Source organism: Mitsuaria sp. GD03876 (genome assembly GCF_029840635.1).
GTDB lineage: Bacteria > Pseudomonadota > Gammaproteobacteria > Burkholderiales > Burkholderiaceae_C > Roseateles.
On sequence record NZ_JAOCCU010000036.1, the window covers coordinates 15,256 to 30,999 of the forward strand.

The following is a 15,744-nucleotide window of genomic DNA, read 5'->3' on the forward strand; positions in this document are numbered from 1 at the left end:
GGGGCGAGGGATCGGGCGCGGCGGGTTGGAGGCTACCGCGACGCGGGCTCCCGCATCTGGGCGATGAAGTGCCGGACCGCGTCGGTGGCCACGCGCAAGGCCGCCTCCAACCGCGCGTCGCCGGCCAATTCTCCCCACAGCACGCGATCGGCGGCGAAGGCGGCGACCGGGTCCGCCGCGTCGCACAGCGCGTGCGCGGCGGTGGGGTCCATCGCCTGGTCCTGGTAGGGCTCGGGCAGCGCGCCGGCATGCCAGCGCTGCAGGAAGGCCAGGAACAGCGCGGGGAGCATCGCCACGCTGGCGATGGACTCGCCGCGCGCGAGGCGCTCGCGGATCGTCGGCGCGATGAAGCCCGGCACCTTGCTGAAGCCATCCGCCGCCACGCGCTGGTTGGTGTCCGCGATGGCCGGGTTGGCGAAGCGCTCCAGCACCACGTCGCGGTAGGCCGCCAGGTCCAGCGGGCTGGGGCTCAGCGCCGGGATGGCGTCGTGGGTCACGTAGTCCCAGGCCATGCGTCGGATGCGCGCGTCGCGGGCGCCTTCATGGATGAAGCGGTGCCCGGCGAGCGTGCCGGCCCAGGCGATGCAGCTGTGCGTCGCGTTGAGCAGCCGGATCTTGGCTTCCTCGTACGGCGCGACCGACTCGACCATCTCCACGCCGACCTGCTCCCAGGCCGGGCGGCCGGCGGCGAAGCGGTCCTCGATCACCCATTGGGTGAAGTCCTCGCTCATCAGCGCGGCGCCGTCCTGGCGCCCGGTGGCCGCCAGCACGCGCGCCGCGACCTCGGCCGTCGGCCGCGGCGTGATGCGGTCGACCATCGCGTTGGGGCTGGTCGTGTGCGACTCGATCCAGGCGGCGAGCGGCTCGTCGTCGAGCGCGCGCACGAACTGCAGCAGGCCCTGGCGCGCGCGGTCGCCGTTGTGCCGCAGGTTGTCGCAGTTGAGCAGCGTGATCGGGCCGGCCCGCGCGGCCATGCGCGCGCGCAGCAGCGCCGTCAGCGCGCCGTAGAGCGTGCTGCCCGGCCGGCCCTGGCGCGCGAGCGCGAGGTCGGCGTCGAGCTCCGGCGCATGCGCCCAGTCCAGCCGGTGGCGGCTGTCCAGGTAGTAGCCGGCCTCGGTCACGGTGAAGGACAGGATGCGGGTCCGCGGATCGGCGGCGATGGCGACCAGCCCGGCCAGGTCCGGCGTGTGGGGCACGACGGTCTTCAGCGACCGCACCCAGGTGTAGCGGCGCTCGCCCTGCGGGGAGACGGTCTCCAGCGTGTAGGCGCCGTCCTGGGCGCGCAGCGCGTCGATGGTCTCGAGCGCGTCGGGCCGCAGGTTGCCGCCGGCCAGCACCCAGCCGGTGTCGCCGCGGTCGTGCAGCGCCTGCAGGTACAGCGCCTGATGCGCGCGATGGAACGCGCCCAGGCCGAGGTGGAGGAGGGTGAAGGGAGCGGTGGCGGAGATCATGCGCGAAGGGGAGGCGGAACGTCGAGGGAAAGCCGGGAAGGGCGGCGAGAGCGGGAAAGGCGGCGAGGGCGGACCGCTCACGCGGCCAGGCCCGCCTCCGCCGGCACGACGCGGCCGGCGTCGTCGAACCACAGCGCCTGCGCGGCGTCGAGTTGCAGCGACACCTCGTCGCCGGCCTGGCAGCGGGTCCGCTCGCTGAGGCGCGCCACCCAGGGCGCGCCCTCGCGGGTGCGCACGTGGATCAGCGTCTCGGCGCCGAGCGCCTCCACCAGCTCGACGGTGCCGCCCACCGGCGCCGTGCCCCGCGCGGCCACGCCGACCGCCTCGGGCCGCAGGCCCATGCTGCCGGCCGCGGCGGCGCGCGGCGCCTGGCGCCGCAGCCCGTCGGGCAACTGGCCGCAGGGCACGACGTTCATCCGCGGCGTGCCGATGAACTGGGCCACGAACTGGTTGGCCGGCCGGTCGTAGAGCGCCAGCGGCGTGCCGACCTGCTCGATCTGGCCGTCGCGCAGCACCACGACGCGGGTGGCCAGCGTCATCGCCTCGACCTGGTCGTGGGTCACGTAGATCGTGGTGGCGCCCAGGTCGCGATGCAGCTTGGCGATCTCCACCCGCGTCTGCCCGCGCAGCGCCGCGTCGAGGTTGGACAGCGGCTCGTCGAACAGGAACACCTTGGGCGAACGCACGATCGCGCGGCCGATCGCCACGCGCTGGCGCTGGCCGCCGGACAGCGACTTGGGCGTGCGCGAGAGATAAGGCGTGAGGTCGAGCACCGCAGCCGCGCGCTCGACCTTGGCGCGGATCTCGGCAGCAGGCGCGCCGGCGAGCTTGAGCGCGAAGCTCATGTTGTCGTACACGCTCATGTGCGGGTAGAGCGCGTAGCTCTGGAACACCATCGCCAGGTCGCGGCGGCTGGACGGCGCGTGCGTGATGTCGCGGCCGTCCAGGTGCAGCGTGCCGCCGTCGATGCGCTCCAGGCCGGCGATGAGGCGCAGCAGCGTGGACTTGCCGCAGCCCGAGGGGCCGACGAAGACGATGAACTCACCCTTCTCGATGCCCAGGTCGATGCCGCGGATGGCGCGGTGCTGGGCGAAGAACTTCTCGATGCCGTTGAGTTGGAGGAATGCCATGGGGTGTCCCGGTTTACTTGACTGCGCCGAAGGTCAGGCCCTGCACCAGCTGCTTCTGGCTGAACCAGCCGAACACGACGATGGGCGCGATGGCCATCAGCGAGGCGGCGGACAACTTGGCCCAGAACAGCCCTTCGGGACTGGAGTAGGAGGCGATGAGGGTGGCGAGCGTGCCGGCCTTGGCGGCGCTGAGGTTCAGGCTCCAGAAGGCCTCGTTCCACGACAGCACCAGGCACAGCAGCCCGGTGGAGGCCAGGCCGCCCAGGCCCAGCGGCAACAGCACCAGCCGCACCTCCTGCCACAGCGTGGCGCCGTCCATGCGCGCGGCCTCGAGGATCTCCGGCGGGATGTCGCGGAAATGCGAGTACAGCATCCACACCATGATCGGCAGGTTGGACAGCGCGAAGACGATGATCAGCGCCGCCTGCGTGTCCAGCAGCTGGCTCTTCTGCGCCAGCACGTAGACCGGCACCAGCGCGCCGACGGCCGGCATCATCTTGGTGGACAGCATCCACATCAGCAGGTCGCGGGTCCAGCGGCCGCGGAAGAAGGCCATCGCGTAGGCCGCGGGCGCGGCCAGCAGCAGGCCCAGCAGCGTCGACACCACGCTGGTCACCACCGAGTTGCGGGCATGCAGCAGGTAGTCGCTGCGAGCCTGCACCTCGTGGAAGTTCTCCAGCGTCGGCGTGAACAGCCACTGCGGCGGCACGGCGATGGCCTGCGCCTCGGTCTTGAAGGCGGTCAGGCCCAGCCAGGCCAGCGGGAAGAACAGCAGCAGCGCCACGGCCCAGGCGGTCACGGCGCGCAGCGCGGTGCCGACGGGAAAAGGCGGACGTCGTCTTGCGGTCATGGGGCGCGTCTCCTCAGCGGTCCAGGTTGTTGCCGATCAGGCGGATCAGGAAGACCGCGACGATGTTGGCCATCAGCACCGCGAACAGCGCGCCCGCGGAAGCCACGCCGGCATCGAAGTTCAGCAGCGCCTGCTTGAAGATCAGGAAGGTGACGTTGGTGCTGGCGTCGCCCGGACCGCCGCCGGTGGTGGTGTAGATCTCGGCGAAGACGCCCAGCAGGAAAATCAACTCGATCATCACGACGACGGCCACCGGCCGCGCCAGGTGAGGCAGCACCAGGTAGCGCACCTGCTGCAGCGCGTTGGCGCCGTCCATGCGCGCGGCCTCGAGCTGCTCGCGGTCCAGGCTCTGCAGCGAGGTCATGAAGATCAGCGTCGCGAAGGGCAGCCATTGCCAGGCCACCATCACGATGACCGAGAACAGCGGGTGGTCGGTGAGCCAGTCCACCGGCTGCGCGCCGAAGAACATCCAGACCTGCGCCAGCACGCCGTAGATCGGGTTCAACATCATGTTCTTCCACAGCAGCGCGTTGACCGTGGGCATGACGAAAAACGGCGAGATCAGCAGCACGCGCACCAGGCCGCGGCCGGGGAAGGGCTCGTTGATCAGCAGCGCCAGCGCCACGCCGATCACCACGGTGATCGCGATCACGCTGGCCAGCAGCGTCAGCGTGTTGGCGATCGCCACGCCGAAGGACGGATCGGTGACGAAGAAGGTGAAGTTCTCCAGGCCGGCGAAGCCCGCCTGGTCCGGCTGCATCAGGTTGTAGCGGACCAGCGAGAAGTAGATCGTCATGCCCAGCGGCACGGCCATCCACAGGAACAGCGTGCCGACCGCGGGCGCCAGCAGCAGGCGCGGAATGGAACGATTCATGGCGAGGTGCGAATGGAGCGCCCGCGTTTCGGGACGCAGGCGGGGGACCGGCCCGGCGAGCGGGCCTGCGAGCGCCCCGGCGCGCGGCCGGGGCCGGACGGTCACTTGCGGTAGTAGCCGGCCTTGGTGAGCTCGCGCTCGGCGGTGGCCTGGCCGGCCTTGAGCGCCGCGTCGACGGTCGTGCGGCCAGCCAGCGCCGCGCTCAGCTGCTGCCCGACGGCGATGCCGATGGCCTGGAACTCCGGGATCGCCGCGAACTGCACGCCGACGTACGGGCTCTTGGGCAGCGTCGCGTCGTTCGGGCTGGCCGAGTCGATGGCCGCCTTCTCCGCGGCGGCGAAGCGCGCGGCCTTCTGGAACTCCGGATTCGCGTAGGTGCTCTTGCGCGTGCCGGTGGGCACCTTGGCCCAGCCCTGCGTCCTGGCCACCAGCTGGATGTAGTCCTTGCTGGTGGACCAGGTGATGAACTTCTGCGCCGCGGCCACCTTGCGCGACCCGGCCGGGATCGCCAGGTTCCACGACCACAGCCAGTTCGCGCCCTTGGGCGTGTTCATCACCGGCGCCTGCGCGAAGGCCATCTGCGCGGCCACCTGGCTCTGCTTGGGATCGGAGACGAAGGACGCGGCGATCGTGGCGTCCACCCACATGCCGCACTTGCCGGCGCTGGTCAGCGCCAGGATCTCGTTGAAACTGTTGGACGCCGATCCCGGCGGCCCATACTGCTTGAGCAGGTCGACGTAGAAGGCCACCGCATCCTTCCACGGCTTGGACTCGAGCTGCGGCTTCCACTGCATGTCGAACCACTGGCCGCCGAAGGTGTTGGCCAGCGTCGTGATGAAGGCGATGTTGTCGCCCCAGCCCGGCTTGCCGCGCAGGCAGATGCCGTAGACACCATGCTTGGGATCGTGGATCTTCGCCGCCAGCTCCTTCACCTGCGTCCACGTCGGATGGTCCCCGACCTGCACGCCCGCCTTGTCCGCCAGGTCCTTGCGGTACATCAGCATCGAGCTCTCCGCGTAGAACGGCGCGGCGTACAACTTGCCGTCCACCGACACGCCGCTGCGGACCGTGGGCAGCAGATCGTCGGCGTCGTACGCCGCATCCGTCTTCAGCTCCTGCAGCCAGCCCTTGCGACCCCAGATCGGAGCTTCATACAAGCCGATCGTCATGACGTCGAATTGACCGCCCTTGGTCGCGATGTCCGTCGTGACGCGCTGGCGCAGCACGCCTTCCTCCAGCGTCACCCACTTGAGCTTGATGTCCGGATTCGCTTCCTCGAAATGCTTGCTGAGCTTCTGCATCTCGATCATGTGACCGTTGTTGACCGTGGCGATCACCAGCTCAGTCGGCGTCTGGGCCCGCACCACGCCAGCCAGCGCGGTGAAGGCAAAGGCAACAGCAACCGTCACGGCCGGCAAGGACCGGTGCTTGCGGACAAAAAGACGCATCGGAAGTCTCCTGTTATGGGTATCACGCACCAGCCTCTTCACAGGGCCAGCACTTGGAATCGAACAATATCGACTCGCAATTGCCGCGTTGGTACCCAGTAGCGCCTCAGGAGATACTTTTTTGCATCACGGGGGTGGGTCTATCCCCAAGGTTGTTTCAACTCCGTATCAGTTCGAACGACAACAGGCCCCGGGCAGTGCCCCCTCTCAGCTCAATCGCCTCCGCACGCTCGGCATTCGCTTCAAGGGGGCACTGCCCGGGGCCTGTTGTCGTTCTCCCGCACCGCGCAGTGCAGCGAGAGCCTCATCGTTGTCGCACCGAGGTGCGACGAGGAAGGGGAGGGGAGGGGAAGGGGAACGGGAAAGGGGAAGGGGGAGGGCGTCGTCAGGCGGTCTCGGCGGGACTCGCCACGCGCACCGGCAGATCATCCGGATCCACCTCGCGGCCCGAGAGCGCGCGGTCCAGCGCGTCGTGGTCCAGCGCGCGTTCCCACTTGGACACGACGATCGTCGCCACCGCGTTGCCGACGAAGTTCGTCAGCGAGCGGCATTCGGACATGAACCGGTCCACGCCCAGGATCAGCGCCATGCCGGCCACCGGCACCTCGGGCACCACCGACAGCGTCGCCGCCAGCGTGATGAAACCCGCGCCGGTCACGCCCGCCGCGCCCTTGGAACTCAGCATCGCCACCAGCAGCAGCGTGATCTGGTGACCCAGCGTCAGCTCGGTGTTGGTCGCCTGCGCGATGAACAACGCCGCCAGCGTCATGTAGATATTGGTCCCGTCCAAATTGAACGAGTAGCCCGTCGGCACCACCAGGCCCACCACCGTCTTCTCGCAACCCGCCTTCTCCATCTTCTCCATCAGCGACGGCAGCGCCGATTCCGACGAAGAGGTGCCCAGCACCAGCAGCAGCTCCGCCTTCAGGTAGCGGATCAGCTTGACGATCGAGAAGCCGCACAGCCGCGCCACGATGCCCAGGATCACCAGCACGAACAGCAGCGAGGTGACGTAGAAGCTGCCCACCAGCAGGCCCAGGTTGAGCAGCGAAGCCAGGCCGTACTTGCCGATGGTGAAGGCCATCGCGCCCAGCGCGCCGATCGGCGCCGCCTTCATCAGGATGTGGACCATCCGGAAGACCGGCGCGGTCAGCGATTCGAAGAAGGTCAGCACCGGCTTGCCGCGATCGCCCACCAGCGCCAGCGCCACGCCGAAGAGCACCGCCACGAACAGCGTCTGCAGGATGTTGCCGTCCGCCAGCGCGCCCACCAGGGACTTCGGGATGACGTCCATCAGGAAGCCGACCAGGGTCAGGTCATGCGTCTTCTCGACGTAGCGGTGCACTTCCTTCTGGTCCAGGTCCGCGACGTTGACGTTCATGCCGTGACCCGGCTGCACGACGTTCGCGACCACCAGCCCGACGATCAGCGCCAGCGTCGAGAAGAAGATGAAGTACGCCATCGCCTTGCCGAACACCCGGCCCACGCGGCTGAGCTGCGTCATGCTGGCGATGCCGGTCACGATGGTCAGGAAGATCACCGGCGCGATGATCATCTTCACCAGCTTGATGAAGGCGTCGCCCAGCGGCTGCAGCTTGACCGCGAACTGCGGCTCGAAGTGACCCAGCAGGATGCCGATCACGATCGCGACGACGACTTGCAGGTAGAGGTGGCGATACCACGGCACGGGCGCGGCCGGCGCGGCGGAAGCGGAAGGGGACAGCATGGGTTCGGCTCCGGTTGCGGGGAGCCGCGGACGCCGTCTCGGCGTGGCTGCGCCCCAGGCCGGGCAGTATCCCACCCGCAAAAATCAAGGGGATGCGGGATCTACGTACAAACCCTGTGAACCGGGCGCCTCGCGCGCGGACGCGAAGCCCCTGGCCATCGCGGTTTCAGGGCGTCTGGCCGAAGACGCGCGACTTGCCCTCGCGGTCGATCGCGACGTAGGTCAGGTTGGCCTCGGTCACCTTCACCACATGCGGATTGGCCGGGTTGCGCTCGGCGAAGACCTCGACGTGCACCGTGATCGAGGTGCGGCCGATGCGCGTGACCTGCGCGTAGAAGCTCAGCAGGTCGCCGACCGAGACCGGCTGCTTGAAGATGAACTCGTTGACCGCCACGGTGGCGATCCGTCCGCGCGAGATGCGCGCCGGCAGGACCGAGCCGGCCAGGTCGACCTGCGCCATGATCCAGCCGCCGAAGATGTCGCCGTTGCCGTTGGCATCGGCCGGCATCGGCATCACGCGCATCACCAGTTCGCGCGGACCGATGGTCTCGGGCGACAGCACGGGGGACAGCGGCGCGGCGGCGGGGGCATTGGGGAGGGTGGAGTCGCTCATGATCGGCCAACGGTGACAATGGCCGGCATTGTCGTCCAGCGCGCCCGACCGGTGCGCGCCAGACCCCGCGACAACCCCTTTCCCCCCGACCCATGCGCCGCTCCACGCTCGCCGGCACCGCCGCGCCGACCCCCGCCTCCGCTTCCTCCGCCGCGCCCGAGGCCCGCGGCGACTGGCACACCATCGCCCGGCTGCTGCCGTACTTCTGGCGCTACCGCTGGCGCGTGGGCATCGCGCTGGGGTTCATGGTCGGCGCCAAGCTGGCCAACGTCGGCGTGCCGCTGCTGCTCAAGCAGTTGGTGGACAGCCTCGACCTGCCCGCCGGCAGCCCGCAGGCGCTGATGGTCGTGCCCGCGGGGCTGCTGCTGGCCTACGGGCTGCTGCGGCTGTGCACCTCGCTGTTCACCGAGGCGCGCGAGCTGATCTTCGCCAAGGCCACCGAGGGCGCCTCGCGCAGCATCTCGCTGCAGGTGTTCCGCCACCTGCACGACCTGAGCCTGCGCTTCCACCTCGAGCGCCAGACCGGCGGCATGACCCGCGACATCGAACGCGGCACGCGCGCGGTGCACGCGCTGATCTCGTACTCGCTCTACAGCATCTTCCCCACGCTGGTGGAGGTGGTGCTGGTGCTGAGCCTGCTGGCGGTGAAGTTCGACGTGCTGTTCGCCTGGATCACCGGCGCGGCGCTGGTCTTCTACATCGGCTTCACCATCGTCGTCACCGAGTGGCGCACCAAGTTCCGCCGCCAGCTCAACGAGCTGGACTCGCAGGCCCACAGCAAGGCGATCGACTCGCTGCTGAACTACGAGACGGTGAAGTACTTCAACAACGAGGACTTCGAGGCCGCCCGCTACGACCAGAGCCTGGAGCGGCTGCGCCGCGCGCAGCTCAAGGCGCAGACGACGCTGTCGCTGCTCAACAGCGGCCAGCAGGTGATCATCGCCGCGGCGCTGGTGGCGATGCTGTGGCGCGCCACGCAGGGCGTCGTGGCCGGCCACATGAGCCTCGGGGACCTGGTCATGATCAACGCCTTCATGATCCAGCTCTACATCCCGCTGAACTTCCTCGGCGTGATCTACCGCGAGATCAAGCAGAGCCTGACCGACCTGGACAAGATGTTCGGGCTGCTGGCGCGCGAGCGCGAGATCGCCGACGCGCCCGGCGCGCGGCCGCTGCAGGTCGCCGGCGCCGCGGTGCGCTTCGACGACGTGCACTTCGCCTACGAGCCGCAGCGTCCGATCCTCAAGGGCGTGAGCCTGGAGATCCCGGCCGGGAAGAAGGTCGCGGTGGTCGGGCCGAGCGGCTCGGGCAAGAGCACGCTGGCGCGGCTGCTGTACCGCTTCTACGACGCGCAGTCCGGCCGCATCGAGATCGACGGCCAGCCGCTGGCCGGGGTGACGCAGCACAGCGTGCGCCGCGCCATCGGCATCGTCCCGCAGGACACGGTGCTGTTCAACGACACCATCGCCTACAACATCGCCTACGGCCGGCCCGAGGCGACGGTCCAGGAGATCGAGGCCGCCGCGCGCGCCGCCCACATCCACGACTTCATCCAGGCGCTGCCGCAGGGCTACCAGACGATGGTCGGCGAGCGCGGGCTCAAGCTCTCCGGCGGCGAGAAGCAGCGCGTGGCGATCGCGCGCACGCTGCTGAAGAATCCGCCGATCCTGATCTTCGACGAGGCCACCTCGGCGCTCGACTCGCGCAACGAGCGCGCGATCCAGGCCGAGCTCGAGGCCGCCGCCCAGGACAAGACGGTGCTGGTGATCGCGCACCGGCTCTCCACCGTCGTCGACGCCCACGAGATCCTGGTGATGGAGCACGGCGTCATCGTCGAGCGCGGCACGCATGCCGCGCTGCTCGCGCTTCGCGGGCGCTACGCGCAGATGTGGGCGCTGCAGCAGGACGGCCAGGACGCGCCGCGCCAGACCCCGGCGCCGGCGGCGCTGCCACCTTCGACGGATACGCCCGCGACCCCGCGCGGCTAAACTCCCGCGCCGTGGAAACCAAATGGCTTGAAGACTTCGTGAGCCTGGCGGAGACGCGCAGCTTCTCCCGCTCGGCGCAGCTGCGGCATGTCACGCAGCCGGCTTTCTCGCGCCGCATCCAGGCGCTGGAGGCCTGGGCCGGCGTCGACCTGGTGGACCGCTCGTCCTACCCGACGCGGCTCACCGCCGCCGGCGAGACGCTGCTGGGCCAGGCCGTGGACCTGCTGGGCAACCTGCAGGCCACCCGCAACATGCTGCGCAGCCACCAGTCGGCGGGGCAGGACATGATCGAGTTCGCCGTGCCGCACTCGCTGTCCTTCAGCTTCTTCCCGCACTGGCTGATGGAGCTGCGCCAGCGCTTCGGCGAGGTGAAGTGCCGGCTCAACGCGCTCAACGTCCATGACGCGACGCTGCAGCTCAGCGAAGGCAACTGCGACCTGCTGGTCGTCTACCACCACCCCAGCCAGCCGCTGCAGCTCGATCCGGAACGTTACGAATCGGTCTCGCTCGGCCACGAGACGCTGGCCGCCTATGCGAAAGCTGACACAGGCGGCGGCCCGATGTTCCGGATTTCCGGACACCCGGGCCAGAAGATCCCCTTCCTGAGCTACGCCTCGGGCGCCTACCTCGGGCGGCTGGTGGAGCTGATCGTCAAGGACGCGGCGCAGCCGCTCAACCTGGAATCCGTCTTCGAGACCGACATGGCCGAGAGCCTCAAGGCGATGGCGCTGGAAGGCCACGGCCTGGCCTTCCTGCCGGCGAGCTCGGTGAAGAAGGAGGTCAAGGCGCGGCGCCTGGTGCGGGCGGCCGAGCCGGGCCAGTACGAACTGAACATGGAGCTGCGGATGTACCGCGAGCGCCAGGGCTCGGCACGGCGGGTCAAGCCGGTCGCGCAGGCGCTGTGGAACTTCCTGACCGACGCGGCCGGCGAGCGGGCATGAAACCTGCATATGTAAGCCGCGTGACACCTCGAGATGCGTGATACTCCCTACCCAGCGAAGCGGCCGCTCATGGTCTGCTTCGCCGGTTGGGCGGCTCGCCGTCCCGAACCCCTCCCTGAAGCTTTTGAATCCGAACAAGCAGGAGCAACTATGAAGAAGGCATTGCTAGTCCTGGCCCTTGGCGCGGCGTTGGTGGGCGTGGCCCAGGCCGACACCCTGAAGAAGATCAAGGACACAGGCAGCGTGACCATGGGCGTGCGCGAGTCCTCGGGCGCGCTGTCGTACACGCTCGGCGACGGCAAGTACGTGGGTTACCACGTCGAGATCTGCCAGCGCGTGCTGGCCGACGTCCAGAAGCAGCTGGGCCTGGCCAAGCTGGACATCAAGTACCTGCCGGTGACCTCGCAGAACCGCGTGCCCCTGGTGCAGAACGGCACCGTGGACATCGAGTGCGGCTCCACCACCAACAACATGACCCGCGCCAAGGACGTGGCCTTCGCCGTCACGACCTACGTCGAGGAAGTGCGCATCGCGGTGAAGGCCAACTCCGGCATCACCTCCATCGCGCAGCTGAACGGCAAGACCGTCGCGACCACCACCGGCACCACCTCGGTCCAGCTGCTGCGCAAGCATGAGCGCGCCAACGGCGTGGACTTCAAGGAAGTGCTGGGCAAGGACCACGCCGACAGCTTCCTGCTGCTGGAGTCGGGCCGCGCCGACGCGTTCGTGATGGACGGCCAGATCCTGGCGGGCAACATCGCCAAGTCGCGCAACCCGGCCGACTTCAAGATCGTGGGCGAAGTCCTGTCCGTGGAACCGATCGCGATCATGGTCCGCAAGGACGATCCGGCCTTCAAGAAGGCCGTGGACGACAGCATCAAGGGCATGATGAAGTCCGGCGACATCGCCAAGCTGTACGACAAGTGGTTCGTCCAGGCGATCCCGCCGACCAACACCAAGGTCGGCCTGCCGGCGACGGAAGCGACCAAGCACGCCTGGGCGAATCCGAACGACAAGCCGGTCGAGGAATACGCGAAGAAGTGATCGCGATGACCTGAGCGCAAGGCGCCCCGCGGGGCGCCTTGTCGCAAAGGCCGCAAGATCGCGCGAAGCCTCCCTTCGTGGGAGGCCTGGCGCACCGGGGGGCCGCGGCACGGGAGGCGGCCCTTTGCTTTGATGGATGGAGCACGCCATGGCGAGCTGGGATTGGCAGTTGTACTGCACAGACATGGTGACCGAGGAGGTCGCGCCGAAGTGTTTCGGCGCCCCCGGTTATGAGACTTACCTGGACGCGATGATCCACGGCTGGGGCTGGACGATGTTCGTCTCGGTCGTGGGCCTGCTGGTGGCGCTGATCGCCGGCTCGCTGATCGGCGTGCTGCGCACGGTGCCGAACAAGCGCGTGGCGATGATCGGGGAGGCGTGGACGGAGCTGTTCCGCAACATCCCGCTGATCGTCCAGCTGTTCATCTGGTACCACGTGATCCCGCGCCTGTTCCCGGTGCTGGACCTGCCGCCCAGCGTGCTGGTGGTGATCGCGATCGGGCTGTTCACCTCGGCGCGGATCGCCGAGCAGGTCAAGGCCGGCATCCTGACGCTGCCCAAGGGCCAGCGCTACGCGGGCCAGGCGGTGGGCCTCACGCTGCCGCAGACCTACCGCTACGTGCTGCTGCCGATGGCCTTCCGCATCGTCATCCCCCCGCTGACCAGCGAGAGCATGAACATCGTCAAGAACTCGGCGGTGGCCTTCGCGGTGAGCATTCCCGACCTGGCGCAGTTCGCGCTGCAGGCGTCGGAGCAGTCCAGCTTCGTGCAGATCTTCCTGCCGGTGACGCTGCTGTACTTCGTCTCGGCCTATGCGATCAACCGCCTGGCCAAGGTCATCGAGTGGTACGTGCGCGTGCCCGGCATCCTGGGGGCGAAGTGACATGACGCAACTCGATTTCTCGTTCATGACGTGGGACGTCCTGTCGTCCTTCGTGGCCAAGGGCCTGCTGTTCTCGATCCAGCTGACCGTCTCGGCGATGATCGGCGGCATCGTGCTGGGCACGCTGCTGGCGCTGATGCGGCTGTCGGGCAAGTGGTGGCTGGAGAAGCCCGCGGCGATCTACGTCGACACGCTGCGCTCGATCCCGCTGGTGATGGTCATCCTGTGGTTCTTCCTGCTGATCCCCTACATCGCGGGGCCGCTGGGCGCGGAGAAGACGGCGCTGATCACCTTCACGCTGTTCGAGGCGACCTACTACTCGGAGATCATGCGCGCGGGCATCCAGTCGGTGTCCCGGGGCCAGGTCTTCGCGGGTTACGCGCTGGGCATGAACTACAAGCAGACCATGGGCCTGGTGGTGCTGCCGCAGGCCTTCCGCAACATGCTGCCGGTGCTGCTGACGCAGACGATCGTGCTGTTCCAGGACACGTCGCTGGTCTACGCGATCGGGGCCTACGACCTGCTCAAGGGCTTCGAGGTCGCCGGCAAGAACTTCAACCGGCCGATGGAGACCTACCTGGTCGCGGCCGTCGTCTACTTCGTGATCTGCTTCAGCCTGTCCATGCTGGTCCGCCAGCTGCAGAAGAAGATCGCCATCATCCGCTGAGGTCCGCTCCATGATCGACATCAAGAACGTTTCCAAGTGGTACGGCCCGTTCCAGGTCCTGACCGATTGCTCCACGACCATCAAGAAGGGCGAGGTCGTGGTGGTGTGCGGCCCGTCGGGCTCGGGCAAGTCCACGCTGATCAAGACGGTCAACGCGCTGGAGCCGATCCAGGCGGGCGACATCGTCGTGGACGGCACCAGCCTGACCGATCCCAAGACCAACCTGCCCAAGCTGCGTTCGCGCGTGGGCATGGTGTTCCAGCATTTCGAGCTGTTCCCCCACCTGTCGGTGACGGAGAACCTGACGCTGGCGCAGGTGAAGGTGCTGGGCCGCAACATGGCCGACGCCAAGACCCGCGGCCTGAAGATGCTGGAGCGCGTGGGCCTGATGGCGCACAAGGACAAGTTCCCGGGCCAGCTCTCGGGCGGCCAGCAGCAACGCGTGGCGATCGCCCGGGCGCTGTCGATGGACCCGATCGTGATGCTGTTCGACGAGCCGACCTCGGCGCTGGACCCCGAGATGGTCGGCGAGGTGCTGGACGTGATGGTCCAGCTGGCCAACGAGGGCATGACCATGATGTGCGTGACGCACGAGATGGGTTTCGCCAAGAAGGTCAGCAACCGCGTGATCTTCATGGACGCCGGCAAGATCATCGAGGACTGCGCCAAGGACGACTTCTTCGGCAAGCCCGAGGAGCGCTCGCCGCGCGCCAAGGACTTCCTGGCGAAGATCCTGCAGCACTGATCGTCGGCGCCGCGCTCGCGGCGTCCGCTCAGGAAGGCCCGCGCCGTAAGGCGCGGGCCTTCTGCTTTCTGGAGCCGGCCTTCCGGGCCGGGCACGGGTTCCCGCCGGGTTGTCACTCGTCCACGGCATGGACGGCGAAAAGACGCCTGGTCGAGGTCAGTGACGCGGTGTGAACCGCTCCCAACAATCGATGCCTTCGCGATTCGACCGGTGTGTGGTGGATCGCACGAGGCACGAGGTCATCCGTGCGGGAATCCGCCCGCCGGGGTCAGGTCGTGCGATGCGCGTCGCGCCTGAGCCGTCGGCGCCGGCGAGTGCGCCCTGAGGCCGGGTGCGACAATCCCGCCCCATGAGCGAAACCCTTGTCCTGACCCGTCCCGACGACTGGCACGTGCACCTGCGCGACGGTGCCGCGCTGCAGAGCGTCGTCCCGTACACCGCGCGCCAGTTCGCGCGCGCGATCGCGATGCCGAACCTGAAGCCGCCGATCACGACGGCCGAGCAGGCCCTGGCCTACCGCGAGCGCATCCTCGCCGCCGTCCCCGCCGGCGTGGACTTCCAGCCGCTGATGACGCTCTACCTGACCGACCGCACCACGCCCGACGAGATCGCCGCCGCGAAGGCCGCGGGCGTCGTCGCGCTGAAGCTGTACCCGGCCGGCGCCACCACCAACAGCGATGCCGGCGTCACCGACATCCGCAAGACCTACGCGACGCTGGAGGCGATGCAGAAGGCCGGGCTGCTGCTGCTGGTGCACGGCGAGGTCACCGATGGCGACGTCGACGTCTTCGACCGCGAGGCCTTCTTCATCGACCGCGTGATGCAACCGCTGCGCAAGGACTTCCCCGAGCTGAAGGTGGTGTTCGAGCACATCACGACCAAGGAAGCCGCGCAGTACGTCACCGGCGCCGACCGCTTCACCGGCGCGACCGTCACGCCGCAGCATCTGCTCTACAACCGCAACGCGATCTTCATGGGCGGGTTGCGGCCGCATTACTACTGCCTGCCGGTGCTCAAGCGCGAGGAACATCGCCTCGCGCTGATCCAGGCGGCGACCTCGGGCAGCCCGAAGTTCTTCCTGGGCACCGACAGCGCGCCGCACGCGTCGGTGATGAAGGAGAACTCGGTCTGCGGCGCCGGCTGCTTCACCGCGCTGTCCGCGATCGAGCTCTATGCCGAGGCCTTCGAGGCCGCGGGCGCGCTCGACAAGCTCGAGGCGTTCGCGAGCTTCCATGGCGCCGATTTCTACGGCCTGCCGCGCAACACGACGCAGGTCACGCTGCGCAAGACCGACTGGACGCTCCCCGAGTCCGTCCCGTTCGCCGAAGCGGCCCAGCTCAAGCCGCTGCGCGGCGGCGAGGTCATGCACTGGAAGCTGGACTGA

Annotated in this window: 14 protein-coding genes; 7 read left to right on the forward strand and 7 right to left on the reverse strand. The window is 68.4% G+C overall.

All coding sequences use genetic code 11. The features are described 5' to 3' along the window. Positions 1–32 precede the first annotated feature (32 nt). The 7 genes from dalD to N5D62_RS20570 all read right to left on the reverse strand — a co-directional run bounded on the left by dalD (position 33) and on the right by N5D62_RS20570 (position 8,092). Positions 33–1,451: a D-arabinitol 4-dehydrogenase gene (gene dalD / locus N5D62_RS20540; RefSeq protein WP_279759753.1), complete on the reverse strand. Its 1,419-nt coding sequence runs from the start codon at positions 1,449–1,451 to the stop codon at positions 33–35. Positions 1,452–1,528: 77 nt separating this feature from the next. Then, a complete protein-coding gene (locus N5D62_RS20545) occupies positions 1,529–2,581 on the reverse strand; it encodes an ABC transporter ATP-binding protein (RefSeq protein ID WP_279759754.1) in 1,053 nt (350 codons plus the stop codon). A 13-nt stretch (positions 2,582–2,594) separates the two neighbouring features. Beyond that, positions 2,595–3,431 carry a carbohydrate ABC transporter permease gene (locus N5D62_RS20550; protein WP_279759755.1) on the reverse strand — a complete coding sequence of 279 codons (837 nt, stop codon included), beginning with the start codon at positions 3,429–3,431 and terminating at the stop codon, positions 2,595–2,597. A 13-nt stretch (positions 3,432–3,444) separates the two neighbouring features. Further along, a complete protein-coding gene (locus tag N5D62_RS20555; protein ID WP_279759756.1) occupies positions 3,445–4,305 on the reverse strand; it encodes a sugar ABC transporter permease in 861 nt (286 codons plus the stop codon). Between the two features lie 101 nt (positions 4,306–4,406). Next, a complete protein-coding gene (locus N5D62_RS20560) occupies positions 4,407–5,615 on the reverse strand; it encodes a sugar ABC transporter substrate-binding protein (protein WP_279759790.1) in 1,209 nt (402 codons plus the stop codon). Positions 5,616–6,138: 523 nt separating this feature from the next. Further along, positions 6,139–7,476, reverse strand: a complete 1,338-nt coding sequence (locus N5D62_RS20565) for a dicarboxylate/amino acid:cation symporter (RefSeq protein ID WP_279759791.1) — start codon at positions 7,474–7,476, stop codon at positions 6,139–6,141. Between the two features lie 169 nt (positions 7,477–7,645). Then, entirely contained in the window at positions 7,646–8,092 is a 447-nt protein-coding gene (locus N5D62_RS20570; RefSeq protein ID WP_279759757.1) for an acyl-CoA thioesterase, read from the reverse strand. A gap of 92 nt (positions 8,093–8,184) precedes the next feature. Here N5D62_RS20570 and N5D62_RS20575 point away from each other — a divergent pair, with 92 nt between their 5' ends. The 7 genes from N5D62_RS20575 (at position 8,185) to pyrC (ending at position 15,744) form a co-directional block, all read left to right on the forward strand. Then, complete coding sequence (locus N5D62_RS20575; RefSeq protein ID WP_279759758.1) at positions 8,185–10,080, forward strand: ABC transporter ATP-binding protein/permease; 1,896 nt, start codon at positions 8,185–8,187, stop codon at positions 10,078–10,080. Between the two features lie 11 nt (positions 10,081–10,091). Beyond that, positions 10,092–11,021, forward strand: a complete 930-nt coding sequence (locus N5D62_RS20580) for a LysR substrate-binding domain-containing protein (protein ID WP_279759759.1) — start codon at positions 10,092–10,094, stop codon at positions 11,019–11,021. A gap of 150 nt (positions 11,022–11,171) precedes the next feature. Further along, positions 11,172–12,065, forward strand: coding sequence for an amino acid ABC transporter substrate-binding protein (locus N5D62_RS20585; RefSeq protein WP_279759760.1), 894 nt, complete (start codon positions 11,172–11,174; stop codon positions 12,063–12,065). A gap of 148 nt (positions 12,066–12,213) precedes the next feature. Then, positions 12,214–12,948: an amino acid ABC transporter permease gene (locus tag N5D62_RS20590; RefSeq protein WP_279759761.1), complete on the forward strand. Its 735-nt coding sequence runs from the start codon at positions 12,214–12,216 to the stop codon at positions 12,946–12,948. Between the two features lies 1 nt (position 12,949). Further along, on the forward strand, positions 12,950–13,615 hold the full coding sequence (locus tag N5D62_RS20595; RefSeq protein ID WP_279759762.1) for an amino acid ABC transporter permease: 666 nt from the start codon (positions 12,950–12,952) through the stop codon (positions 13,613–13,615). Positions 13,616–13,625: 10 nt separating this feature from the next. Further along, a complete protein-coding gene (locus N5D62_RS20600) occupies positions 13,626–14,360 on the forward strand; it encodes an amino acid ABC transporter ATP-binding protein (protein ID WP_279759763.1) in 735 nt (244 codons plus the stop codon). Between the two features lie 349 nt (positions 14,361–14,709). Beyond that, a complete protein-coding gene (gene pyrC / locus N5D62_RS20605) occupies positions 14,710–15,744 on the forward strand; it encodes a dihydroorotase (protein WP_279759764.1) in 1,035 nt (344 codons plus the stop codon).